This window comes from Bradyrhizobium sp. BRP19, from assembly GCF_020194195.1.
GTDB classification, from domain to species: Bacteria; Pseudomonadota; Alphaproteobacteria; order Rhizobiales; family Xanthobacteraceae; genus Bradyrhizobium; species Bradyrhizobium yuanmingense.
In genome coordinates this window covers 42,261-63,112 of record NZ_JADYVZ010000004.1, presented here as the reverse complement: position 1 = coordinate 63,112, position 20,852 = coordinate 42,261, and the positions used below count along the sequence as shown (strand labels likewise).

At 64.5% G+C, this 20,852-nt stretch carries 28 protein-coding genes; 13 read left to right on the top strand and 15 right to left on the bottom strand.

Features of this window, described 5'->3' with window-relative positions:
• Positions 1-74 precede the first annotated feature (74 nt).
• The 3 genes from I6F36_RS14840 to I6F36_RS14830 all read right to left on the bottom strand — a co-directional run bounded on the left by I6F36_RS14840 (position 75) and on the right by I6F36_RS14830 (position 4,422).
• Positions 75-1,289 carry an acyl-CoA dehydrogenase gene (locus I6F36_RS14840; RefSeq protein WP_036004014.1) on the bottom strand — a complete coding sequence of 405 codons (1,215 nt, stop codon included), beginning with the start codon at positions 1,287-1,289 and terminating at the stop codon, positions 75-77.
• Between the two features lie 136 nt (positions 1,290-1,425).
• A complete protein-coding gene (gene ribB / locus I6F36_RS14835; RefSeq protein ID WP_036004011.1) occupies positions 1,426-2,502 on the bottom strand; it encodes a 3,4-dihydroxy-2-butanone-4-phosphate synthase in 1,077 nt (358 codons plus the stop codon).
• 189 nt (positions 2,503-2,691) lie between these two features.
• Entirely contained in the window at positions 2,692-4,422 is a 1,731-nt protein-coding gene (locus I6F36_RS14830; RefSeq protein ID WP_036004008.1) for a cation:proton antiporter, read from the bottom strand.
• Between the two features lie 67 nt (positions 4,423-4,489).
• On the opposite strand from I6F36_RS14830, the gene I6F36_RS14825 reads away from it, so the two are divergent.
• Together I6F36_RS14825 and I6F36_RS14820 are read left to right on the top strand one after the other, a co-directional pair.
• The gene (locus I6F36_RS14825; RefSeq protein WP_036004005.1) at positions 4,490-5,017 is read left to right on the top strand and encodes a DUF3124 domain-containing protein; all 528 of its coding nucleotides are present in this window, start codon (positions 4,490-4,492) and stop codon (positions 5,015-5,017) included.
• A 51-nt stretch (positions 5,018-5,068) separates the two neighbouring features.
• Entirely contained in the window at positions 5,069-6,301 is a 1,233-nt protein-coding gene (locus I6F36_RS14820; RefSeq protein ID WP_225171662.1) for a PLP-dependent aminotransferase family protein, read from the top strand.
• Positions 6,302-6,321: 20 nt separating this feature from the next.
• Here I6F36_RS14820 and I6F36_RS14815 read toward each other — a convergent pair whose 3' ends face one another.
• Positions 6,322-6,594, bottom strand: a complete 273-nt coding sequence (locus tag I6F36_RS14815) for a helix-turn-helix domain-containing protein (protein ID WP_036031024.1) — start codon at positions 6,592-6,594, stop codon at positions 6,322-6,324.
• A gap of 159 nt (positions 6,595-6,753) precedes the next feature.
• On the opposite strand from I6F36_RS14815, the gene I6F36_RS14810 reads away from it, so the two are divergent.
• Both I6F36_RS14810 and I6F36_RS14805 read left to right on the top strand, forming a co-directional pair.
• Positions 6,754-7,206: a hypothetical protein gene (locus I6F36_RS14810; RefSeq protein WP_074447526.1), complete on the top strand. Its 453-nt coding sequence runs from the start codon at positions 6,754-6,756 to the stop codon at positions 7,204-7,206.
• Between the two features lie 102 nt (positions 7,207-7,308).
• Entirely contained in the window at positions 7,309-7,551 is a 243-nt protein-coding gene (locus I6F36_RS14805) for a hypothetical protein (protein WP_036031049.1), read from the top strand.
• Between the two features lie 266 nt (positions 7,552-7,817).
• Here the strand turns inward: I6F36_RS14805 and I6F36_RS14800 are convergent, their stop codons facing one another.
• The 5 genes from I6F36_RS14800 to I6F36_RS14780 all read right to left on the bottom strand — a co-directional run bounded on the left by I6F36_RS14800 (position 7,818) and on the right by I6F36_RS14780 (position 12,898).
• Positions 7,818-8,636: an aldo/keto reductase gene (locus tag I6F36_RS14800; protein ID WP_225171661.1), complete on the bottom strand. Its 819-nt coding sequence runs from the start codon at positions 8,634-8,636 to the stop codon at positions 7,818-7,820.
• Positions 8,637-8,893: 257 nt separating this feature from the next.
• A complete protein-coding gene (locus I6F36_RS14795; protein ID WP_225171660.1) occupies positions 8,894-10,459 on the bottom strand; it encodes an alkaline phosphatase in 1,566 nt (521 codons plus the stop codon).
• 112 nt (positions 10,460-10,571) lie between these two features.
• Positions 10,572-10,988 (bottom strand): hypothetical protein, encoded by a 417-nt coding sequence (locus I6F36_RS14790; RefSeq protein ID WP_225171659.1) that lies wholly within the window; start codon positions 10,986-10,988, stop codon positions 10,572-10,574.
• A gap of 109 nt (positions 10,989-11,097) precedes the next feature.
• Entirely contained in the window at positions 11,098-12,099 is a 1,002-nt protein-coding gene (locus I6F36_RS14785) for a nitronate monooxygenase family protein (protein WP_225171658.1), read from the bottom strand.
• Positions 12,100-12,160: 61 nt separating this feature from the next.
• Positions 12,161-12,898: an SDR family oxidoreductase gene (locus I6F36_RS14780; RefSeq protein WP_225171657.1), complete on the bottom strand. Its 738-nt coding sequence runs from the start codon at positions 12,896-12,898 to the stop codon at positions 12,161-12,163.
• A gap of 173 nt (positions 12,899-13,071) precedes the next feature.
• On the opposite strand from I6F36_RS14780, the gene I6F36_RS14775 reads away from it, so the two are divergent.
• Positions 13,072-13,536, top strand: a complete 465-nt coding sequence (locus I6F36_RS14775; RefSeq protein ID WP_225171656.1) for a helix-turn-helix domain-containing protein — start codon at positions 13,072-13,074, stop codon at positions 13,534-13,536.
• Positions 13,537-13,553: 17 nt separating this feature from the next.
• On the opposite strand, the gene I6F36_RS14770 is transcribed toward I6F36_RS14775, so the two are convergent.
• Positions 13,554-13,934, bottom strand: a complete 381-nt coding sequence (locus I6F36_RS14770; protein ID WP_225171655.1) for a PRC-barrel domain-containing protein — start codon at positions 13,932-13,934, stop codon at positions 13,554-13,556.
• 145 nt (positions 13,935-14,079) lie between these two features.
• Between I6F36_RS14770 and I6F36_RS14765 the strand changes: the two genes are divergently transcribed.
• The 6 genes from I6F36_RS14765 (at position 14,080) to I6F36_RS14740 (ending at position 18,319) form a co-directional block, all read left to right on the top strand.
• Positions 14,080-15,867, top strand: a complete 1,788-nt coding sequence (locus I6F36_RS14765; RefSeq protein ID WP_225171654.1) for a thiamine pyrophosphate-requiring protein — start codon at positions 14,080-14,082, stop codon at positions 15,865-15,867.
• An 8-nt stretch (positions 15,868-15,875) separates the two neighbouring features.
• On the top strand, positions 15,876-16,103 hold the full coding sequence (locus tag I6F36_RS14760) for a hypothetical protein (protein WP_036003954.1): 228 nt from the start codon (positions 15,876-15,878) through the stop codon (positions 16,101-16,103).
• A gap of 86 nt (positions 16,104-16,189) precedes the next feature.
• Positions 16,190-16,744 (top strand): DUF4142 domain-containing protein, encoded by a 555-nt coding sequence (locus tag I6F36_RS14755; RefSeq protein WP_225171653.1) that lies wholly within the window; start codon positions 16,190-16,192, stop codon positions 16,742-16,744.
• 159 nt (positions 16,745-16,903) lie between these two features.
• A complete protein-coding gene (locus tag I6F36_RS14750) occupies positions 16,904-17,491 on the top strand; it encodes a phosphatase PAP2 family protein (RefSeq protein ID WP_225171652.1) in 588 nt (195 codons plus the stop codon).
• Positions 17,484-17,831, top strand: a complete 348-nt coding sequence (locus I6F36_RS14745; RefSeq protein ID WP_036030998.1) for a DUF3147 family protein — start codon at positions 17,484-17,486, stop codon at positions 17,829-17,831. Before I6F36_RS14750 ends, I6F36_RS14745 begins: the two co-directional genes overlap by 8 nt.
• Positions 17,831-18,319, top strand: coding sequence for a DUF3147 family protein (locus I6F36_RS14740; RefSeq protein WP_225139695.1), 489 nt, complete (start codon positions 17,831-17,833; stop codon positions 18,317-18,319). The genes I6F36_RS14745 and I6F36_RS14740 overlap by 1 nt, the downstream gene beginning before the upstream one ends.
• A gap of 91 nt (positions 18,320-18,410) precedes the next feature.
• Here the strand turns inward: I6F36_RS14740 and I6F36_RS14735 are convergent, their stop codons facing one another.
• Entirely contained in the window at positions 18,411-18,578 is a 168-nt protein-coding gene (locus I6F36_RS14735; protein WP_225171651.1) for a hypothetical protein, read from the bottom strand.
• A gap of 167 nt (positions 18,579-18,745) precedes the next feature.
• Between I6F36_RS14735 and I6F36_RS14730 the strand changes: the two genes are divergently transcribed.
• The gene (locus I6F36_RS14730; RefSeq protein WP_036003940.1) at positions 18,746-18,991 is read left to right on the top strand and encodes a hypothetical protein; all 246 of its coding nucleotides are present in this window, start codon (positions 18,746-18,748) and stop codon (positions 18,989-18,991) included.
• Between the two features lie 145 nt (positions 18,992-19,136).
• Here the strand turns inward: I6F36_RS14730 and I6F36_RS14725 are convergent, their stop codons facing one another.
• The 3 genes from I6F36_RS14725 to I6F36_RS14720 all read right to left on the bottom strand — a co-directional run bounded on the left by I6F36_RS14725 (position 19,137) and on the right by I6F36_RS14720 (position 19,847).
• Positions 19,137-19,340 (bottom strand): hypothetical protein, encoded by a 204-nt coding sequence (locus tag I6F36_RS14725; RefSeq protein ID WP_036003938.1) that lies wholly within the window; start codon positions 19,338-19,340, stop codon positions 19,137-19,139.
• A gap of 71 nt (positions 19,341-19,411) precedes the next feature.
• Positions 19,412-19,540 carry a hypothetical protein gene (locus I6F36_RS39680; protein ID WP_260346296.1) on the bottom strand — a complete coding sequence of 43 codons (129 nt, stop codon included), beginning with the start codon at positions 19,538-19,540 and terminating at the stop codon, positions 19,412-19,414.
• 112 nt (positions 19,541-19,652) lie between these two features.
• Positions 19,653-19,847 (bottom strand): hypothetical protein, encoded by a 195-nt coding sequence (locus I6F36_RS14720; protein WP_074447527.1) that lies wholly within the window; start codon positions 19,845-19,847, stop codon positions 19,653-19,655.
• Positions 19,848-19,942: 95 nt separating this feature from the next.
• On the opposite strand from I6F36_RS14720, the gene I6F36_RS14715 reads away from it, so the two are divergent.
• Positions 19,943-20,455 (top strand): DUF4142 domain-containing protein, encoded by a 513-nt coding sequence (locus tag I6F36_RS14715; protein ID WP_225127577.1) that lies wholly within the window; start codon positions 19,943-19,945, stop codon positions 20,453-20,455.
• Between the two features lie 2 nt (positions 20,456-20,457).
• Here I6F36_RS14715 and I6F36_RS14710 read toward each other — a convergent pair whose 3' ends face one another.
• Positions 20,458-20,751, bottom strand: a complete 294-nt coding sequence (locus I6F36_RS14710; RefSeq protein ID WP_225171650.1) for a hypothetical protein — start codon at positions 20,749-20,751, stop codon at positions 20,458-20,460.
• Positions 20,752-20,852: the final 101 nt, after the last annotated feature.

Genomic DNA, 20,852 nt, shown 5'->3' with positions numbered 1-20,852 from the left:
CTGGGATACTGGATCGCCCGCCTGCGCGGGCGATGACAGTTGAGCAAGCTAGCCGCGGCGGAAAAACACAGTGACTAGAAAAACGCCTGAATGCCCGTGATCGCGCGGCCCAGGATCAGGGCGTGGACGTCGTGGGTGCCCTCGTAGGTGTTGACCGTCTCGAGGTTATGGACGTGGCGCATCACGTGATACTCGATCGAGATGCCGTTGCCGCCGTGCATGTCGCGGGCGGTGCGGGCGATGTCGAGGGCCTTGCCGCAATTGTTGCGCTTCATGATCGAGATCATCTCGGGCGCGAACTTGCCCTCGTCCATCAGGCGGCCGACGCGAAGCGAGCCCTGCAGGCCGAGCGCGATCTCGGTCTCCATGTCGGCGAGCTTCTTCTGCACCAGCTGGGTCGCGGCGAGCGGCTTGCCGAACTGCTTGCGGTCGAGCGTGTATTGACGGGCGCGGTGCATGCAGTCCTCGGCGGCGCCAAGCGCACCCCAGGAGATGCCGTAGCGGGCGCGGTTGAGGCAGCCGAACGGGCCCTTGAGGCCGGACACGTTGGGCAGCAGGGCGTCCTCCGGGACCACGACGCCGTCCATCACGACCTCGCCGGTGATGGAGGCGCGCAGCGAGAGCTTGCCGCCGATCTTCGGCGCGGACAGGCCCTTCATGCCCTTCTCCAGCACGAAGCCGCGGATCTGGTTGTCGTGCGCGGCCGACTTGGCCCAGACCACGAAGACGTCGGCGATCGGCGCGTTCGAGATCCACATCTTGCTGCCGGTGAGGCGATAGCCGTCCGACACCTTCTCGGCGCGGGTCTTCATGCCGGCCGGATCGGAGCCGGCATCGGGCTCGGTCAGGCCGAAGCAGCCGACCCACTCGCCGCTGGCGAGCTTGGGCAGGTACTTCTTGCGCTGGTTCTCGTCGCCATAGGCGTAGATCGGGTACATCACCAGCGAGGACTGCACCGAGTTCATCGAGCGATAGCCGGAATCGACCCGCTCGATCTCGCGCGCGACGAGGCCATAGGCGACGTAGCTCGCATTGGCGCAGCCATATTCTTCCGGCAGCGTGATGCCGATCAGGCCGAGCTCGCCCATCTCGTTGAAGATCTCGCGGTCGGTCTTCTCCTCGAGATAGGCCTTGGAGACGCGCGGCAGCAGCTTGTCCTGCGCATAGGCGCGGGCGGTGTCGCGAACCATGCGCTCGTCTTCGGTGAGCTGCTCGTCGAGCAGGAACGGATCGTCCCACTGGAAAGAAGCCGCAGCCGGCTTGTCCTTGGCCTGAGGGCGCACGCTCATGAAACGTCCTTTCGCGTCTGGTTCCGTCGATAATTGCCCGACAAAGTAAAGCGCCGCGGCAACAAGTTCAATTGCATCCTGGCTTGGTCGTTCCGGGGTGGCGCTTTCAGCGCGACCGGGAGAAAGACAATGCGTGTCAGCTTTCGAGCTGCTCGTTGGCGACGATCTCGATGCCGAAGCCCGATAGGCCCTTGTAGTCGTGCACCGACGAGGTGAGATGCCGGATCGAAGTCACGCCGAGGTCGCGCAGGATCTGCGCGCCGACGCCGACCTCGCGCCACTGGCGGTTGCGGTCGGCCTCCGTCGACGTCTCGTCCGGCAGCGGCGAAACGGGCACGCCGGCCGCGCCGTCGCGCAGGTAGACCAGCACGCCGCGGCCGGTCTTCTTGAAATGCTCGAGCACGGCGGCCATGCGCTTGTGGCCGGTGAAGGTGTCCTTGACGATGTTCGGCTTGTGAAAGCGCGTCAGCACGTTCTTGCCGTCGCCGACCCCGTTATAGACGAAGGCGACGTGGGCGATGGAATCGAACGGCGAGCGGTAGGCATAGCCCTGCAAGGGACCGATCGGGCTGTCGGTGACGAAGGTCGAGACCCGCTCGATCAGCTTCTCGCGCGCCTGGCGGTAGGCGATCATGTCCGCGATGGTGACGTGCTTGAGCTTGTGCCTGACCGCGAATTGCGCGACCTGCTCGCCCTTCATCACGCTGCCGTCGTCGTTCATGAGCTCGCTGATGACGCCGACCGGCGGCAGGCCGGAAAGCTTGCAGAGGTCGACCGCGGCCTCGGTGTGGCCGGAGCGAAGCAGCACGCCGCCGTCCTTGGCGATCAGCGGGAAGATGTGGCCGGGCCGGGCGAAGTCGTTGGCGCCGACATTGGGATTGGCGAGCGCGCGGCAGCACGAGGCGCGCTCCTCGGCGGAGATGCCGGTGCCGCCGTCGGGCTTGTAGTCGATCGAGACCGTGAACGCGGTGGTGTGCGCGGAATCGTTGTGGGCGACCATCGGATCGAGCCGCAGCCGGCGCGCGTCCTCGGTCGTCACGGGCGCACAGACGATGCCGGAGGTATGGCGGATGATGAAGGCCATCTTCTCGGCGGTGCACAGCGAGGCGGCGACGATCAGATCGCCCTCGCCCTCGCGGTCCTCGTCGTCGGTGACGACCACGAGCTCACCCCGAGCAAAGGCCTGCAAGACTTCCTGAACGCTATCGGGCATTTCCCAATCTCTATCGGTTATGGCCGGGAGGCTTAGCCGGACTTGGGTCGGGGCGCTAGTCTCCCCAGCGCAACCACATATGTCCGAGGGCGGGCCTGCCGATGGGTTTCAGGCTTGCACCGGGCATACCAGCGATATAGGCGCAGATTGCCCGCAAGGAAGGCGGGCAAGGAAGGCGGCCCGACGCCGTCAGGGCAGCACCTCGCGGCGCTCGCCGAGGCGCTGATCGAGCTCGGCGCGCTTGTCCGCGAGCAGGCCGGCCTGGGCGGCTTCGATCACGGTAAACAGCTCATGTGCATCGCTGAGCCGGGTCACGGTGACATAGCTGGCGCCGGCCTCGTAGAGCGCGCCGACGTCGGCCAACAGGTCGGCCGTGGCGACGATCAGGGCGGTCGGATTGAGCGCGCGGACGTGACGGACCAACTTCTCGTTGGTGGCGCCCTTCAGCAGCGAATCCGGCACGCTGAGGATGATCATCTCGGACTTGCCGACGCCGGCATGGAGCAGCGTGTCGGCGCTGCTGATGTCGCCATAGATCACGTGCAGACCACGTGAAAGCAGGGTCTGGTACACATTGGGGTTGAAATCGACCACGGTGATCTGCTCGAGCAGCACCGGTGCCTGCCGTTCGATCTCGGCCAGCAGCGCGCTCGCCGCACGGAAAAAGCCGAGGATAACGATGCGGCGGGCCTCGCCATGGCCGCCCCCGTGGCCCTCCTCGGCATGGCCGTTGCCATGGTCGAGATCGCGCAGGCCGATCCGCTTCAAGGGGCCGATCGCCCAGCGGGTGATCTCGTCGCTGCGGGTCATCACGAAGGTCGAGAGCACCGCCAGCACCACGAAGGCGAACGAAGCCGCATTCGCCGTCTCGGCTGCGATGTGGCGGTCCGCGACGCCGGTCTGGATCACGACCAGCGAGAACTCGGAGATTTGCGCGAGGTTGAGCGCCGGCAACAGGCTGGCGCGCAGGCCCTGCTTCATCAGATAGAGCGGGGTGAAGGTGGTGACGAGGCGGCTCACCACCGTGAACGCCGCGATCATCAAGGCGAGGCTGATCACCGAGAGGCCGGGCACGGGAATGGTCATGCCGAGCGCGACGAAGAACAGCGTGATGAAGAAGTCGCGCAGCGTGGTGACCTTGGCGGTGACATCGAGCGCATAGGGGAAGGTCGAGAGCGAGACGCCGGCGATCAGCGCACCCATCTCGCGCGACAGCGACAGTTGATAGGCGGTCTCGGCGACGAGAAAGCACCAGGCGAGCGCACCGAGCAGGATCAGCTCGGGCCGCCGGGCGATCTGGTGGAACACGCGCGGCAGCACGTAGCGGCTGACCAGAAGCGCGGCCGTGACCAGCACCGCGACGCGGCCGATCGAGAGCAGGATGACGCTGACCTGCAGATTGGCGAGACTCGGCTGCACCGCCAGGAACAGGATGGCAAAGATGTCCTGGAGCACCAGCACGCCGAGCGTGATGCGGCCCGGCAGCGTATCGAGCTCGCGCTTCTCGTAGAGCACCTTGACGATGATGACCGTGCTCGACAGCGCGCAGGCGACGCAGAGATAGACCGCATCGAAATGCCCACCGCCGAGCGACAGGCCGATGCCGACGAAGAACAGAAGCCCGAGCAGACAGCCGCCCAGCAGCTGGCTGCCCGCCGCGAACAGGATCACCCGCCCGGCCCGAACGATCTTCTTCAGGTCGATCTCGAGCCCGATCATGAACAGCATGAAGATCAGGCCAAGCTCGGAGATGACGCTGATCGATTCCTGCGAATGGACCCAGCCGGCGCCGAATGGACCTATGCAGAAGCCGGCGATAAGGTAGGCCAGGATCAGCGGTTGCCGGGAGAAATGGGCGAGAAGCCCCAGCATCCAGGCGAACAGAATAGAGAGTGTGATATCGCGAATGAGCTCATGCATGCCAAATTGGTCCGTTTTGCCGCACCCTAGAGGTGGGTTGCGGTGCGGCAAGCGAGCAATTCGTCACATGCGGAATGGGCTCTTCGCAGCCATGCTGCTCGCTCCCCTCGCCTTTGCCGTGCCCGCCGCCGCGCAATCCAAGGTCAGTATCGAACAAAACTTTGCCGATTCGCTCACCACGCCGCTGAAGGAGGACCTCGCCGTATCCGGCGGTTTCTACGTGCCCGCCTATTCCAGCGTCGCGATGAGCCAGGGCAAGCTGCGTGTCGACTTCTCGGTGACGCTGAGCGTACACAACGCCTCCGAGACCCAGCCGCTGGTCATCAAACGCATCGCCTATTTCGACACCGCAGGCAAGCAGGTCGAGAGCTATCTGAAGACGCCGGTGGCGTTGAGGCCGCTCGCCACCGTCTCGATCTTCATTCCGACCGACGACGTGCGCGGCGGGACCGGCGCCAATTTTCTGGTCGACTGGGCCGCCACGGGCGAGATCGCAGAACCCGTGGTCGAAGCCTTAATGGTTGGCGGCATCGCCAACACGCATTACGCTTTCATCAGTCAGGGCCGTCCGACCAGGACGGCCGGCAAGAAGTAAGGCGGCCGGTGCAAAGCCGAGCTCAACAAGAACAAAACGAGGAACGCTCCCATGACGTCCAGCTTCGATTTCGCGCCCCTGTTTCCAGCAGGGCTGCCGGCCCCGTCTGCGCGCTGGACGGGCCTTGCCAAATACAGCTTCGTCGGCGGCAACAACGATTCCGAACAGGTGCCGCTCGACGAGCTGATCGAAGCGGCCGACACGGTGCTGCGGCGCGAGGGCCGCTCGCTCGCCACCTACGGTCTGGCGCATGGTCCGCAGGGCTACCTGCCGTTGCGCGAATTCCTGGTGACGAAACTCAAGCGCGACGCCGGCATCAGCTGCACGGTCGACGACCTCCTGATCGTCTCCGGCTCGCTGCAGGCGCTCGACCTCGTCAACGCCACCCTATTGACGCGCGGCGACACCGTGATTTTCGAGCAGGAGAGCTATCAGGGCTCCCTGACACGGCTGGCGCGGCTCGGCGTCAACGTCGTCGGCATTCCCCTCGACCAGGACGGCATGCGCATGGATCTGCTGGCCTCCGCGCTGGCCGACCTGAAGCGCCGCGGCATCCGGCCGAAATACATCTACACCATTCCGACGGTGCAGAACCCGACCGGCAGCATCATGCCCGAGAGCCGCCGCACCGAGCTGGTGCGGCTCGCGACCGAATATGGCGTGCCCATCTTCGAGGACGATTGCTATGCCGACCTCATCTGGTCGGGGCAGCGGCCGCCCGCGATCTACGCGATGAGCGAGAGCGGCGGCGTGATTCATATCGGCTCGTTCTCCAAGTCGATCGCGCCGGCGCTGCGCGTCGGCTTCGTCGTGGCGCCCTGGGAGGTGATGTCGCGGATGCTGGCGCTGAAGACGGATGCTGGCTCCGGTGCGCTGGAGCAGATGGTGCTCGCCACCTATTGCAAGCCGCATTTTTCAACTCACGTGCCGGCCCTGACCAAGGCGCTGCGCACCAAGCTCGACACGCTCATGGAAGCGCTCAACGAGCAGTTCGGGACCGCCGCTGAGTTCGAGGAGCCCAAGGGCGGCATCTTCCTTTGGGTGAAGCTGCCCGACCAGGTCGATACGCTGAAGCTGTATCAGGCCGCGCTCGCCGCCGGCGTCTCGATCAATCCGGGGCCGGAATGGTCGACCAGCAAGGGCCATTCCGCTTCGCGGCTGCGGCTGTGCTTTGCCAGCCCCACGCACCAGCAGATCCGCGATGGCGTCGCCGTGCTAGCCGAAGTCTGCCGCAGGGAGTTTGGCGTGCCCGCCCGCAGCGCCAATGTGGAGAAGCGAGCCTGAGGCCCAGTCCGGACGTCTCCTCACGCCGCCTGTGGCTGACTGCCGTGAATCGCGGAAGCCAGCCGCAGCAACAGGACGATGGAGACGTTGCCTTTGCCGGCCTCGATCTGGGCGATGTAGCGCTCGGAAATCCCCGAGCGCCGGGCGAGCTCCCGGCGCGACAGATCGCAGCGCATGCGTGAGGACCGTAACCGATCGCCCAGCTCGCTCAGAAACGCGGCCTCGGAATAAGGCGGTACGGCACAGCTCCCCGGCAGTACTTCGCCCGCAAAATCCATGACTTGATTCAGCATTGCTCTATCCACGTTCGCCTTCGGGAAACGCCATCTTATCTTCGAACCGCCCCGCCTCATTGACGCGGATCAAATTCGCGGGCGATCGGCAGCCGCCGTGGCAGGGCCGCGCGCGGGATGCTAAACTTTGGAATTGTTCGAGGCGGGGTTTTTCAGGACATGATGCGTTGTTCGGGCCGCTGGATCGCGGCTGCGGTGCTGTGGGTCGCGTTCACCCCCACGGCTGGTGCCGAGACGCTGGCCGTGACCGTGGAGCAATGGGGCCTGCTCGGCTCCTGGGCGGTCGATTGCTCGGGTAGGCCCGACCGCGACCAGGGCGCGCGCTTGACTTACGAAATCCGGAAAGACGGCCGTGTGATGTACCGGCGCGATTTCGGCGAGGCCAGGGACGAGAACGAGGTGGTGTCCGCCACGGTCAATGCCGAGGGCCTGCTCAATGTCATGGTGTACTTCCCCTCGCTGCATCAGGCCCGCGAGTTCGGGTTGCTGTTGCAGAAGGACGGCAGCCTGCGCGCGATCTACAATCGCAGCGAGCGCGGCGAGTACACGATCAGGAACGGCAAATACGTCGCCAGCGGTGCGCCGACGCCCGCGCAGCAGCGCTGCGACTAGCACGCCTTCGTCTGAACATCCGTTCAGAATTCTCTTCCCGCTCCTCCGGAACGTTCGCGCAAATCTGCGGTTTAGATGTGCATTCGTTTGGAGGAGGACATCATGAAGAAGCTTGGTTATGTGGTTGCGGCTCTCGGTGCGCTCGTGATCGCGGCGCCAACGCTCGCAAGTGCGGAGACGGTGGTGATCAAGCGCAGCGGCGGTTATCATCATCATCATCACCACGGCCCGTACGGCGCCCGCGCCGAATTCCGCGGACATCGTCATCATGGCTGGCATCGCCACCATCGCGGCGACAAGGTCGTCGTGATCAAGCGCAGCCATCGCCATCACCACTGGGACTAATGCGCAACGCGACAAGGAAATGGCCCCTCACGGGGCCATTTCTGTTGTGTTCTTTTCCTTCTCCCCTTGTGGGAGAAGGTGGCATAGGCGGCCTTCGGCCGCCGTTCTTGAGAACGCCGATGCTGCGCATCGGCTATGGCGCCGGATGAGGGGTTGCGTCAGCAAGTCCGAAAGTGAAAGACTTATGCGCGGAGAGAGACCCCTCACCCGTCTCGCCGCTTTGCGGCGAGCCACCCTCTCCCACAGGGGGAGAGGGTAAAGAGCGCCTAATCCCACGCCGGCGCGAAACCTGGATTGACGCAGCGTCTGTCCTTCGCCAGCGCCGCGATCTTCTCGCGGTCGACATCGTCGAGCGTGATCTTCAGCGCGTCGAGATTGGCCTGCTGGCTCTCGCGCCGCGAGGCCTTGGGGATCGCGGCGACGCCGTCCTGGTCGAGCAGCCATTTCAACGCGACCTGCGCGGCGGTGGCATCGTGCCGGGCGCCGATGTCGGCCAGCACCGGATCGCTCGCGAAACGCCCTTGCGCCAGCGGACAATAGGCAACCAGCGGGATCGACCTCGGCTGGAGATAGGCAAGCACCTTCGATTGATCGAGCATGGCGTGATATTCGACCTGGTTGCAGGCGATTGGCGCCTTGATCTCCTCGACCGCGACCTCGAGCAGCGCGGTGGTGAAATTGGCAACGCCGATGGCGCGCGTGCGCCCCTCCTCCTTCAGCGTCATCAGCGTTTCGAACACCGCCCCCCAGTTCGCGGCCTTCGACGGCCAATGCACGAGATAGAGGTCGACATGGTCGAGCCGGAGCTTCCTAAGGCTGGCGTCGAAAGCGCGGCGGATCGCATCGGAGCTGAGGTTCTCGTGCCAGACTTTCGTGGTGACGTGCAACTCGCCACGCGACACGCCGGACGCGGCGATGGCCGCGCCGATCGCCTCCTCGTCGGCGTACATCTCGGCGGTATCGATGTGGCGATAGCCGATCGAAAGCGCGCTCTCGACCGCGGCACGGCAGGCATCGCCCTGCATGCGGAAGGTGCCGAGGCCGAGCTTGGGCATGCTGATGCCCTGGGTTTTCAGATGATCCATGCAACAGGCTCCTGAGCAATTCAGCCCACCGGATCGCGCGGCGATGCCGCGTGAGTAGACTTTTCGGTGATGGAAAAGAAGTGGCGGGACCCCTCACCCTAGCGCGGGAGGAGCACAGCGGCCAATCAAGATCGGGTTAGCAATGCCTCTCCATCGTCATGGCCGGGCTTGTCCCGGTCATCCACGCATTGCCACGCGGCACGAAGAACGTGGATGCCCGGGACAAGCCCGGGCATGACGACTGGCGCGCCGCAACCTCACCAATGCTGCGCCACAATCGCGGGCTGCATCTGCGGCTGCGGCACGATGTCGACCGACCAGAGGTCGCGATTGTCGACGTCCTTCAGGGTCACCGTCATCACGCCGCTGTGGCCATCGATGTCGACCCGCCCGAAGAACTGCAAGCCGAAGCAGGGCGCGAGATTCTCGCCTTGCGCAGCGCTGCAGCCATGCTGGTACATCGCGACCGGGCCGAAGGTGTCGTCGAGCTCGCCCGGTCCCCAGCTGCCGGCATGCAGCGGGCCGGAGACGAACTCCCAGAACGGCTCGAAATCCTTAAATTGCGCCTTCTTCGGATCGTAGTAGTGCGCGGCGGTGTAATGCATGTCGGCGGTGAGCCAGACGATGTTGCGGATACCGGCGCGCGTGATGAATGCGAGCAGATCGGCGATCTCGTGCTCACGCCGGTCGGGCGGCCCATCGCCGAGCGCAACGGCATCCAGGCTGATCAGGCCAATCGGCAAGTCGGCCGCGATCACCTTCCAGGTCGCGCGCGAAGCGGCGAGCTCGCGCTTGAGCCAGGCGAGCTGCTCGGCGCCCAGGATCCAGCCGCGGTGATCATCGCCCTTGTTCCAGCTCTCGTCGCGGTAGCTGCGCATGTCGATCATGAAGACGTCGAGCAGCGGGCCATAGGCGATCTTGCGATAGACGCGGCCGTGCCGCGCGCCGATGTCGCGGATTGGCATGAAGTCGAAGAAGGCCCGGCGGGCTCGCGCGACCAGGCGCGGGGTGCCGTCGTCCTCGTGTCCGGACTCGTCATAGGTCCCGATCGGCGACCAGTCGTTGGTCACCTCGTGATCGTCCCATTGCGCGAACATCGGCACCTGCGCATGGAAGGCGCGAAAGTGTTCGTCGAGATGGTTGTATTTGTAGTTGCCGCGGAACTGCGCCAGGGTGTGCGCCACCTCCGACTTCTCTTCGGTGACGAGGTTGCGCCAGGTCTCGCCGTTCGGCAGCTTCTGTTCGGAAGGGATCGTGCAGTCCGCGTAGATGTGATCGCCACAGTGGATGAAGAAATCCGGATTGTTATCGAGCATGGTGCGATAGCTGCGATAGCCGCCGCGGGAGACGTCGATGCCCCAGCCCTGGCCCGCGGTGTCACCGGACCACAGAAACGAGATCGACTGGCGCGCTGCCGGCGCGGTGCGGAAATGGCCGACGCGGCTTTCGCCGACGAGTCCGGTGGCGATGTCGTCGAAGCGGACGCGGTAGAAGATGTCCTGCCCGGGCGGCAGATCCGCTAGCAGGAGTTTTGCAGTGAGATCGGCAGCGGGCAGCGCATCGCCGGAGGCCGAGGCGATGATGGTCTTGAAGCTCTCGACCGTAGAGCATTCCACCTGCATCCGCGCGGGACGGTCGGCGCGCGCCCAGATCACCGCGGAGCCGCCGGAGACGTCGCCGGACTGGATGCCGCCTGTGATCTGCGGTCGATCGGCGGCGCGGCTCACATGAGGCTTCGCGAGCGAGGCGATGGCGAGACCGGAGGCGGAGCGGACCAGGAACTGCCGCCGGGTCCAGGCGCGCGAGGCGCGGAGCGTTGCCATTCAGGAGACCTTCGTCGAATCGCGACGGAAGGTGCCTGCGCTCCTTGACTGCCAGCTTACGGTTTCTTGACTCCGCGCCTACGGTTTTGCGACGCGGGGATGACGGCTGTGATCACCGCTTCCAGTTGCAAATGCCGCCAGCGCGGCATGGCCAGGTCTGGATGCGGGTGTCCATCGCCTGCGCATCGAGCGGGTTGCCGCGGCGTGCTAGCTTGGCGCGGGCCGCCCCGCGCGACGGTGCGCTTCTGGCATGCGCGCTCTTCGGCTCGGCCACACGAACACGTTCGGCGGCAACCTTCTTCGGCACATCGACCGGCTCAGCACGCGCCTGCGCTTCGTTCGCGCCACGCGCTTCGAGCGCGACCGGCGCGAAGTGCGTCTCCGGCCCGAGACGTTTCGGCGACAGCACCGCCTTGGAGAGATCGAGACCAAGATATTCGCCGGGCTTGTAGTCGTCGGCGCGCGCAACACCGGCCCCTGCGACCACGAGGGCGAAGGCAATTGCGAAGGGAACGCTTTTCAGGACCACGGACGCCTCCTGAAATCGATTTATGAAAGGGGCAATTTACCCCTATCTAGGAGGCGCCGCGCGTAATTCCAGCGGTCAGATGCCGCCGTGGTTAAGAAGTTTGACGGTGTCAGGCGACCTTTCGCGCAGCGTCCGTCCCGTCCAGGAACCCCATCAGGCGGCTGCGGATGATGGCTTCCGCCTCGCCCATGATGCGATCGATCAGCTCCTTGCAGGACGGGATGTCGTGGATCAGGCCCGCGACCATGCCGCAGCTCCAGGCACCGGCGTCCATCTGGCCGTCCAGCATGATCTTGGGATAGACGCCCGCGACCTGGTCGTGGATGTCGTCGATCGTGAGCTTGGCGCCCTTCTGGCGCTCGATCTCGAGCAGGCGGTCGACATTGGCGTTCTTCAGGACGCGCTCGGTATTGCGCAACGCCCGCATGATCAGGCGGGTGTCGAGCTCGGTGGCTGCGACCAGCGCGTTCTTGACGTTCTGGTGCACCGGCGCTTCCTTGGTGGCGATGAAGCGCGTGCCCATGTTCATACCGGCCGCGCCCAGCGAGAGCGCCGCGACCAGGCTGCGACCATCGGCCATGCCGCCGGAGGCGACGAACGGGATCTTCAGCTCTTCCGCCGCACGCGGCAGCAGGATCATGTTGGGAATGTCGTCCTCGCCGGGATGGCCGCCGCACTCGAAGCCGTCGACGCTGACGGCGTCGCAGCCGATGCGCTCGGCCTTCAGCGAGTGGCGCACCGATGTGCATTTGTGAATCACCTTGATGCCGGCGGCCTTCAGCGCCGGCATGTAGGCTTCCGGGCTGCGGCCCGCGGTCTCCACCGCCTTGATGCCGCCCTCGACGATGGCCGCGATATATTCCGGATAAGGCGGCGCCGAGAAGGCCGGCAGGAAGGTGAGGTTGACGCCGAACGGCTTGTCCGTCATGTCGCGGCAGCGCGCGATCTCCTTGGCGAGCAGCTCGGGCGTCTTCTGCGTGAGACCGGTGATGATGCCGAGCCCGCCGGCATTGGAGACGGCAGCGGCCAGCTCGGCGAAGCCGACGAAATGCATGCCGCCCTGGATGATCGGGTGCTCGATGCCGAACAGTTCGGTGATCGCGGTCTTCACTGAAAATCCTCCCGGTTTTGCTTGATGTTGAGCTCAGTCTAGCCGGACTTTCTCGCGGCGGTCACCATTTCTCTCCGAAGGGGCGGATCTCCATCTCGAAGGTCCAGGCGCTCTTCGGCTGCTGGTAGAGCTGCCAATAGGCGCTCGCGACCGATGACGGCGGCATCAGGAGATCGGGATTATCGAGCGCATTCGGCCCGAGCGCCTCGAGCCGGCGCTGGCGCACCCATTCGGTGTCGACGCCGGAATCGATGATGAGATGGGCGACGTGGATGTTCTTCGGCCCGAGCTCGCGTGCCATCGCCTGCGCGACCGCGCGCAGGCCGAACTTGGCGCTGGCGAAGGCGGCATACCCGCTGCCGCCGCGCAGGCTTGCAGTCGCACCCGTGAAGAAGATGTTGCCGCCGCCCCGCGGCAGCATCAGCCGCGCCGCCTCACGGCCCGCGAGGAAGCCGGAATAGCAGGCCATCTCCCACACCTTCCGAAACACGCGCTCGGTGGTGTCGAGGATCGGGAAATTGACGTTGGCGCCGACGTTGAAGATGCAGATGTCCAGCGGTGCGTGCTTGTCGGCGTCGTTGAGGAAGGCGATGACCTCATCTTCCTTCCGCGCGTCGAGTGAGCGGGCGTGGATCTCGCCGCCGGCGGCTTCGATCTCTTGCACCAGCGGCGCCAGCTTATCGCCATTGCGGCGGCCGGCGAAAATCGAGAACCCTTCGGCGGCAAACTTCTTGGCGATCTCGGCGCCGATGAAATCGCCGGCTCCGATGACGGCCGCAGTGGCGTTTCGCTTGGACAAGACCGCCTCCTCCCATGGGCCGCGCTGCGAGCGCGCGGCATTTATGTGCCGGAGGCTATAGTTCAAAAATAGAACTGTCAAACTGAGCGGCTGAATGTTAGCTTCTAGTGAGAATCTCTCTGATCGATCAACTTAGTTCCTTTTTCAGACTGACGACTTGCAGGAACCGCATCATGAAATGGGACACGCTGGAGGAAGAGCCCTGCTCGCTCGCGCGCACCGTCGCCGCGATTGGCGACCGCTGGACGCTGCTGATCCTGCGCGAGTGCTTCCTGCGGGTACGGCGGTTCGAAGCGTTTCAGACCTCGCTGCAGATCACACGCCATCTGCTCTCGGAGCGGCTGAAGAAGCTGGTCCGCTTCGGCATCCTGCGCCGCGTCCCCTATTCCGAGGCACCGAAGCGCTACGAATACATCCTCACCCAGAAGGGGCTCGACCTCTACCCGATCATCATGGCGATGGTGCATTGGGGCGACGCCCATATGGGCGACGAGCGCGGCCGCCCGCTGCTGCACGAGCACAAGAGCTGCGGCAAGCTGTTCGATCCCGTAATGGTGTGCTCGGAATGCGGCGAGGTGCTGCATGCCAAGCAGGTGCATGTGCATGCGGGCCCGGGGCGGAGAGAAGCGGGGGAGTGAGTGAGGCGCCGCGCCTCTCAAAGCTCAAGCGAGGGAACACCGTAATAGGAGTTGATGCCGCGCACGGCGGCGTCGTCGCTCCAGTTCCAGTCGGTCTTCTCACCGTATTTCGGCGCGCCTTCGAGATCCTTGGCGGTGATCGCAGTCACGTAACCGCCGAGCTCGGTGTCGTACTTCAGCGACTGCCAGGGCAACGGATAGTGATCATTGCCGAGGCCGAGAAAGCCGCCGAAACCAAGCACCGCATATGAGACCTTGCCGCTGATCTTGTCGATCATGACCCGTTCGATTGAACCGATCTTGTTGCGATCGGCACCGTAGACCGCGGTTCCCTCGACCTTGTCGCTTCCGATCAGCCGGCCCATCTCGTTACGGTCCAGTTCGCTCTGATTGAGCATCGTTATTCTCCACTCGGCCATTTGTGAATCAACCGAAAGGGGTGCGCGATCGTTCCGGCGCGTGTTCCGGAAATGCTTGGGAACATCGCCACAAAGAACCGGTTCTCTGAGGCTATCGAGGCCGCAACAGAGAAAGCCGCCCGCAATGTCCCAGACCGTCTCCGACTTCATCATTCAGCGCCTGCACCAATGGGGCGTGCGCCACATCTTTGGCTATCCCGGCGACGGCATCAACGGCGTGTTCGGTGCGATGAACCGGGCGGGCGGCAAGATCGGCTTCGTGCAGGCGCGGCACGAGGAAATGGCGGCATTCATGGCCACCGCTTACGCAAAATTCTCAGGTCAGCTCGGCGTCTGCATTGCGACCTCCGGTCCCGGCGCCTCGCATCTCGTCACCGGGCTGTACGATGCGCTGCTCGATCACCAGCCGGTGCTGGCGATCGTCGGCCAGCAGTCGCGCAACGCCCTCGGCGGTCAATATCAGCAGGAACTCGACCTCCTCTCGATGTTCAAGGACGTCGCCGGCGCCTATGTCATGCAGGCCTCCTCGCCTGCGCAGGTGCGGCACCTGATTGATCGGTCGGTGCGGATCGCACTGGCGCGGCGGACTCCCACCGTCATCATCTTGCCCAACGACTTGCAGGAGGAGAATTACGAGGACCCGCCCCGTGCGCACGGCACGCTGCATTCCGGCGTCGGGTACAGCCCACCTAAAGTCGTCCCTCGTGATGCCGATCTCGACCGCGCCGCGGAGATCCTCAATGCCGGCAAGAAGGTCGCGATGCTCGTCGGCGCCGGAGCGCTCGGTGCAACCGACGACGTCATCGCGGTCGCCGACCGGCTGTCGGCCGGCTGCGCCAAGGCGCTGCTGGGCAAGGCGGCGCTACCCGACGACCTGCCATGGGTCACCGGCTCGATCGGCCTGCTCGGCACCGAGCCCAGCTACAACATGATGATGGAATGCGACACGCTGCTGATGGTGGGCTCGGCCTTTCCTTACGCCGAATTCCTGCCGAAGGAAGGCAGCGCGCGCGGCGTCCAGATCGACATCGACGCCGGCATGATGTCGATCCGCTTTCCCATGGAGGTCGGCCTCATCGGAGATGCCGCCGAGACGCTGCGCGCATTGCTGCCGCGGCTGAAGCCCAAGAGCGACGGCGCCTGGCGCCAGGGCATTCAGGACGACGTTGCGACCTGGTGGAAGACTTTGGATGGCCGCGCGCATCAGCCCGCCGCGCCAGTCAATCCGCAGCTCGTCGCCTGGGAATTGTCGCCGCGCCTGCCCGACCGCGCCATCATCACCAGCGATTCCGGCTCATGCGCCAACTGGTTCGCCCGCGACCTGAAGATGCGGCGCGGCATGACAGCCTCGCTCTCCGGCGGGCTCGCCTCGATGGGCGCTGCGGTGCCTTACGCGCTCGCGGCCAAATACGCCCAGCCCGACCGCCCCGTGATTGCACTCGTCGGCGATGGCGCCATGCAGATGAACAACATGGCCGAGCTGATCACCGCGGCGAAGTATTGGCGCGACTGGAAGGACCCGCGTTTCATCGTCTGCGTCTTCAACAACGAGGACCTCAACCAGGTCACCTGGGAGCAACGCATCATCAACGGTGATCCCAAGTTCGAGGCGTCACAGCGCATTCCCGACGTCTCCTATTCGCGCTTCGCCGAGCTCGTCGGCCTGCGCGGCATCTTCGTCGACAGCCCACAGCTGCTCGGCTCGGCCTGGGAACAGGCGCTAACAAGCGAGATGCCCGTCGTGCTGGAAGTGAAAACCGATCCCGAGGTGCCGCCGCTGCCGCCGCACATCACCTTGCAGCAGGCGAAGAACTTCTCGCTCGCCCTGATGAAGGGCGACCCGAACGAGAGCGGGATGATCAAGGGAGCAGCGCGGCAGGTGCTGGAATCGATCCTGCCAGGAAAGCAATGAGGCGAGCCATGAGTGATTTCCGCGACATCCGGCACGGCGTCAACGATCCGGTCGACGGTCTCGACGTCAAGCGCCGGATCAGTGACAACCCCACCTCCCACGAGCAGGCGCAGCACCACGCGGACGTACGGGCCGACGCGACCGCCACGGCGGCCGAACCGTTCCTGCCCGAACGGCTTCGACGCAAGCCGACAGATCCCATCAATCCGCGCACCGGACGGAATCGCGCGGATTAGCCGTTAGGAACCTCGGCCCCGGCGGCGTGTTGGTCGCCGCACGTCGCCGGCAAGCGGCCACGCGACCTTTTCGGAAGGATTTGACCATGAAACGCACAATCATCGCTCTTGCCTGCATGATTCTCGCAGGCCCTGCCCTCGCCCAGTCGCTGGGCGAAAAGACCGGCGTGAATTCGGCGCTCGGCGTTGCGCCTGCGACCGCGGACTTCGTGACGCAGGTCGCGATCAGCGACATGTTTGAGATCGAATCGAGCAAGCTCGCCCAGCAGAAGGGCAACGCGGAAGAGAAAGCCTTCGCGCAGCAGATGATCACCGATCACACCAAGACGAGCAACGAGCTCAAGGGACTGGTCGGCAATGGCAAGGTACAGGCCAAGCTGCCGACGGCGCTCGACAGCTCGCACCAGAGCAAGATCGACAAGCTCAAGAATGCGAGCGGCAAGGATTTCAGCTCGGACTACAATTCCTATCAGGTCAGCGCGCATGAAGATGCCGTGTCGCTGTTCGAGCGCTACGCCAAGGGCGGCGACAATGCCCAGCTCAAGGATTGGGCCGGCAAGACGCTCCCGGCGTTGAAGCACCACCTCGAGATGGCCAAGAACCTCGGCCGGGCGCCGAGCGTCGGCCAATCCAACAAGTAACGCATCGCTGAGGGATGCCGGCCCTGCCGGCGTCCCTTCTCGCGCGCGATGAGAACGTCATCGCGCTGCCGCTGGGCGGTGCCTGCCGGTTGAGCCAGGAACCTTCTTTGCTTCCAGGCTTTACAAAACTGTCATGGAGGAACAGTCGCCGACGGACCGATGGCCCTTGTAACAGTCAAACCCACCCGGATCGATACGGCGATCGCCAACGAGATCGCGCACAATACCAACTCGGGGCTCGAGCATGCCGCCCAGGCCATGACGTGGGGCGCCGACGAGCATGTCCTGGTTGCGCTCGCGGCAGCAGGTTGGCTCTACACCCGCCTCCGGCACCCGCAGCAGCGCCCCGTTGCCGATCACGTCCTGATCGTGTCGCTGGCGACGGCCGTGTTACCGCATGTCTTAAAATGCGTGTTCGATCAGACGAGGCCCGACCGGCTGACGGTGAGCGGCCATGGGCGCGGTGTTCCCTTTTCGGGGCGCGCGCATGATGCATTTCCCTCAGGTCACGCCGTGCATATGGGCGCCCTTGCCTCGGCCGCGGGCCTGTTGCCGCCGACCCCGCGCAACCTGGCGCGCTCCTTTGCGGTAGCGCTGTCCCTGACGCGTGTCGCGCTGCTCGCGCACTGGGTCAGCGATGTCGTGGCAGGTTTCATGCTGGGCATCGTTGTCGAGCGCCTGTTCCGGCCGTTCACGATGGCGAAGTCACGGCAGCGGCAGCGCAAGGCCGGGGACAGCCATGACTGAATATCTCGTGCGCTTCGTCGCCGGCGGCCTGATCGTATCCGTCTTCGCGATCCTCGGTGACATGCTGCGGCCGAAGAGCTTTGCCGGGCTGCTCGGCGCCGCACCGTCGGTGGCGCTTGCCACCCTCGCCATCGCAGTGGTCCAGCACGGCCCGCAATATGCTGCGGCCCAGAGCTGGACGATGATATATGGCGCCGTCGCACTCGCCTGCTACAGCGTCGTCGTCTGCCACCTCCTGATGAGGTTCCGTTTCGGCGCGCTTCCAGCCACGATCCTCGCCTTTGCCGCATGGCTCGTTGTCGCCTTCGGCCTGCTCGCCGGCCTGGGAGGTGCCGCCTGATGCTGGTGAAGCTATCGACATCGGCGCTGAAACAGACGCGGTGGTACGAGTACGCCATTCGCTTCGTGCTCGGCGGCGGTGCGACGGTGCTCGCGGGCGTTATCGGCTCGAAGTTCGGCCCGTCCGTCGGCGGGCTCTTTCTTGCTCTTCCGGCCATCTTCTGCGCCAGCGCGACGCTGATCGAAAGCCACGAGCGTCACGCCAAGGAGAAGGCCGGCCTGAGCGGGCGGCGTCGCGGACAGAAGGCCGCGGCGCTCGATGCTGCCGGCGCCGCGCTCGGTAGCATCGGCCTCGCCGCGTTCGCCGCTATCTTCCATTTAATCGTCGGGGCAAGCGTCGCGCTCGCTTTTTTCGCCGCGCTGACGGTCTGGGCCATCGTGTCCGTGTCGGCCTGGTGGCTCAGACGCAAGCTTCGCAATGTCTCCCACAAATCGCGCCGATCAGGCCATTCGCCGTCGGCAACGGGCTCTCGCTTCGCAAAGCCTTAAAGCGCGATGAGATGAATCGTCATCGCGCTTTAGATTGTTGTTTACGCATGATCTTTGCGGAAAACCGCTTCGCACTTTTTCGGATCATGCCCTAGCTCGCTTTCGCTCCCGTCGAAGGCTGCGATTGCGGCGGCTGAAGGCCCGGGCTGTTGGCCCAGCGCTCGACCTCATCAATGATCTTCTGCTGGCTTGGCCGCACCGGCTCGGGCGCTGCGGGTTCTGCGGAAAGCTTGCGAGGTAACCTGACTTCGTCCGTCATGGTCTCTCTCCCTTCCGGAACAATGTCTTCCGGCGGCATGCGTTTCAATAAATTATTGATTTTATTTGATTTCCTACTCCCTTGCAGACTTCGTCGGCTTTCGCGGAACTCTCATCAAGTAGGTTCGTTGAGTAAGCTACTCAACCTACTCAATTTGCGTGATCGCCATGAACGACCTTCGCGCCGAGCGCCTTCAGGTCATGCTCTCGCCGGAAGAGTTGGCCGCCATTGACGATTTCCGGTTCAAGCACCGCATGCCGACGCGGGCGGCAGCAGTCCGCGAACTCCTGAAGTTCGGACTGGCCGCTGTGGGCGTCGATGCCGCTGCGGGCGTGAAGTCAAGCAGCTTCGGCGTATTCGGCCGCGGGCCTGAAGGACATACTCAGGGGGATCCGGAGAGCGGCGCCGAATGACGCACGGAAAGCCCCTCCAGAAGCAAACGACCCCGGCACGGTGGGTGCCAGGGCCGTCCTTGGAGATTGCTTCCGGCGCACCGGGGGCATGACTGCCGGAAGCAATCCGTCGACACTTCCCGCGGAAATTCGTTCCTGGTGAGAGCTAGCCCGTGGCGTCGCTCGAGCCGTCCGGCATGGCGCCGGAACCCGGCGTCTTGATGTTGTCGTTCAGCTTGGGATCGCGCGTCGCTTCACGCGAGGGGGAGCCTTTCGGATCCGCCTTGTGCACGGATTGCGCACGTTCCTTGTCGCGGGGCTGCACCTCCCCACGCTTGTCCTTGACGATGCCTTGGTCGGAATGGGCCATGATGCGCTCTCGCGTCTGCTGATGTGTCGGAGCGCTTACGCATAGCGGCGTCAAATGTTCCGCTGCGGCAATCAGCTGCGCACGGCGTGGACGGGAGATGCGCTCTCGAGATGCACCTGTCGCACCGTGGTCACCGTCGCGAACGCGACGGAGACGCCAAAGGCGAGAATGAGGGAGAGAAGAGCCAGACGCGGAGCCATCGCCAAACCTCCTTCTGCAATTGGAATCTCCGCGATCGACGTTCCCGGATGATCCCAAATCAGTTGTGCGCCTTCCGTGAGCGGTCTCACATGCAGATTCTTGAAGACGAGCTCACCCGTTCCGCTTTGGAGCTGCATGGACGGGAACGGGCGAAATTTCGCCGTCGAGCCAATCCTGCTCGTTGGCGAGTGCCGTCCAGGCGTCGGCCATGCGCGAATAGCGCTTATGGGCGGGCTGTCCGTCAGCGCGCTCGGCAAGCTGAAGACAATTGTCAGCGTTGTCTCTGAAGACGTCAGACTGTTTCATATAGAGGACGTGGGGACGGAACTCTTGCGCCGCAACCCGCTTACCGGATCGTAATGGTCGGGGAACTTTCGCACGCGGTTCGTCATTGAAGATCGATGCGAGTTGTCGCCGCAATCATTCTGGCATTGATCAGCACCTCGGCGCTTGCCGACAGCCTTGGCGAACGAAAGCCCGGCGCACGGGTGCCCTCCGCGATCGAGGTGATCAGCGGTGCCTACAATTTCAGCCGGTTTCAACAGGGGCTGCTCGAGAACACCGACCTCAAGGGCAACGCCGAGGTCAAGAACCTCGCCGCCCTGCGCGCCGAGGAAGCGGCTAAGCGCGACAAGAGGCTGAAAGAGGTCCAGCAGGCGATCGGCGCCGAACTGCAGCTCGGCAGGGCAACATCCTCGAGCGCGAGCCTCGTCGAGCCCGAAATGTCGGATGGTCCGGCCTATGTCAGAAGTTTCTATGCCGCGCAGATTCCCGAGTATGAATCGATCATCGGCCTGCTCGAGCGCTATCTGACGGCGCCCGACAATGCGGCGCTCGCAGCGTTCGCGCGCGAACAGCTTCCGCTGCTGCGCGCGCAGGTCAGGGACGCCGAGCGCACCATGGCGGACAAATAACTCTACTTGGCGTTCGGACGTTGCTGGCTCTGCGGCCGCACGGTGCGGTCGCTCTCCGGCATCTTGTCGCGACCCGCATCGCCGTTGTCGTCCTTGCCGCCGGACGATGACGTGCCGCTTCCGCTTGGATTCGAGCGGGTGGCCGCTCCGGTGGTCGGCGTGTCCGCCTGCGGGTTAGCGGAGCTTGCGGCGGGGTCGCCCGTCACGGAGCCGCGCCCGCTTGGCGCACCGCCCTGCGCCAGAGCCGACCCCGCGGCAAGCGCCGTGATGGCGATGGCGAAAATTGCTGCCTTCATGTCCGTTCTCCCTGTCTGCGCTGGCTAACCGTCAGGCTCGGCGCTCCGTTCCGAAGGAGGGCTGCGGACGACGGACGCGTGGACAACCCGCACTTGCGGGC

Coding starts and splice junctions, on each gene's coding strand:
- I6F36_RS14840 (WP_036004014.1), bottom strand. CDS start 1,289: ATGAGCGTGCGCCCTCAGGCCAAGGACAAGCCGGCTGCGGCTTCTTTC.
- ribB (WP_036004011.1), bottom strand. CDS start 2,502: ATGCCCGATAGCGTTCAGGAAGTCTTGCAGGCCTTTGCTCGGGGTGAG.
- I6F36_RS14830 (WP_036004008.1), bottom strand. CDS start 4,422: ATGCATGAGCTCATTCGCGATATCACACTCTCTATTCTGTTCGCCTGG.
- I6F36_RS14825 (WP_036004005.1), top strand. CDS start 4,490: ATGCGGAATGGGCTCTTCGCAGCCATGCTGCTCGCTCCCCTCGCCTTT.
- I6F36_RS14820 (WP_225171662.1), top strand. CDS start 5,069: ATGACGTCCAGCTTCGATTTCGCGCCCCTGTTTCCAGCAGGGCTGCCG.
- I6F36_RS14815 (WP_036031024.1), bottom strand. CDS start 6,594: ATGCTGAATCAAGTCATGGATTTTGCGGGCGAAGTACTGCCGGGGAGC.
- I6F36_RS14810 (WP_074447526.1), top strand. CDS start 6,754: ATGATGCGTTGTTCGGGCCGCTGGATCGCGGCTGCGGTGCTGTGGGTC.
- I6F36_RS14805 (WP_036031049.1), top strand. CDS start 7,309: ATGAAGAAGCTTGGTTATGTGGTTGCGGCTCTCGGTGCGCTCGTGATC.
- I6F36_RS14800 (WP_225171661.1), bottom strand. CDS start 8,636: ATGGATCATCTGAAAACCCAGGGCATCAGCATGCCCAAGCTCGGCCTC.
- I6F36_RS14795 (WP_225171660.1), bottom strand. CDS start 10,459: ATGGCAACGCTCCGCGCCTCGCGCGCCTGGACCCGGCGGCAGTTCCTG.
- I6F36_RS14775 (WP_225171656.1), top strand. CDS start 13,072: ATGAAATGGGACACGCTGGAGGAAGAGCCCTGCTCGCTCGCGCGCACC.
- I6F36_RS14770 (WP_225171655.1), bottom strand. CDS start 13,934: ATGCTCAATCAGAGCGAACTGGACCGTAACGAGATGGGCCGGCTGATC.
- I6F36_RS14765 (WP_225171654.1), top strand. CDS start 14,080: ATGTCCCAGACCGTCTCCGACTTCATCATTCAGCGCCTGCACCAATGG.
- I6F36_RS14760 (WP_036003954.1), top strand. CDS start 15,876: ATGAGTGATTTCCGCGACATCCGGCACGGCGTCAACGATCCGGTCGAC.
- I6F36_RS14755 (WP_225171653.1), top strand. CDS start 16,190: ATGAAACGCACAATCATCGCTCTTGCCTGCATGATTCTCGCAGGCCCT.
- I6F36_RS14750 (WP_225171652.1), top strand. CDS start 16,904: ATGGCCCTTGTAACAGTCAAACCCACCCGGATCGATACGGCGATCGCC.
- I6F36_RS14745 (WP_036030998.1), top strand. CDS start 17,484: ATGACTGAATATCTCGTGCGCTTCGTCGCCGGCGGCCTGATCGTATCC.
- I6F36_RS14740 (WP_225139695.1), top strand. CDS start 17,831: ATGCTGGTGAAGCTATCGACATCGGCGCTGAAACAGACGCGGTGGTAC.
- I6F36_RS14735 (WP_225171651.1), bottom strand. CDS start 18,578: ATGACGGACGAAGTCAGGTTACCTCGCAAGCTTTCCGCAGAACCCGCA.
- I6F36_RS14730 (WP_036003940.1), top strand. CDS start 18,746: ATGAACGACCTTCGCGCCGAGCGCCTTCAGGTCATGCTCTCGCCGGAA.
- I6F36_RS14725 (WP_036003938.1), bottom strand. CDS start 19,340: ATGGCCCATTCCGACCAAGGCATCGTCAAGGACAAGCGTGGGGAGGTG.
- I6F36_RS39680 (WP_260346296.1), bottom strand. CDS start 19,540: ATGGCTCCGCGTCTGGCTCTTCTCTCCCTCATTCTCGCCTTTGGCGTC.
- I6F36_RS14720 (WP_074447527.1), bottom strand. CDS start 19,847: ATGAAACAGTCTGACGTCTTCAGAGACAACGCTGACAATTGTCTTCAG.
- I6F36_RS14715 (WP_225127577.1), top strand. CDS start 19,943: ATGCGAGTTGTCGCCGCAATCATTCTGGCATTGATCAGCACCTCGGCG.
- I6F36_RS14710 (WP_225171650.1), bottom strand. CDS start 20,751: ATGAAGGCAGCAATTTTCGCCATCGCCATCACGGCGCTTGCCGCGGGG.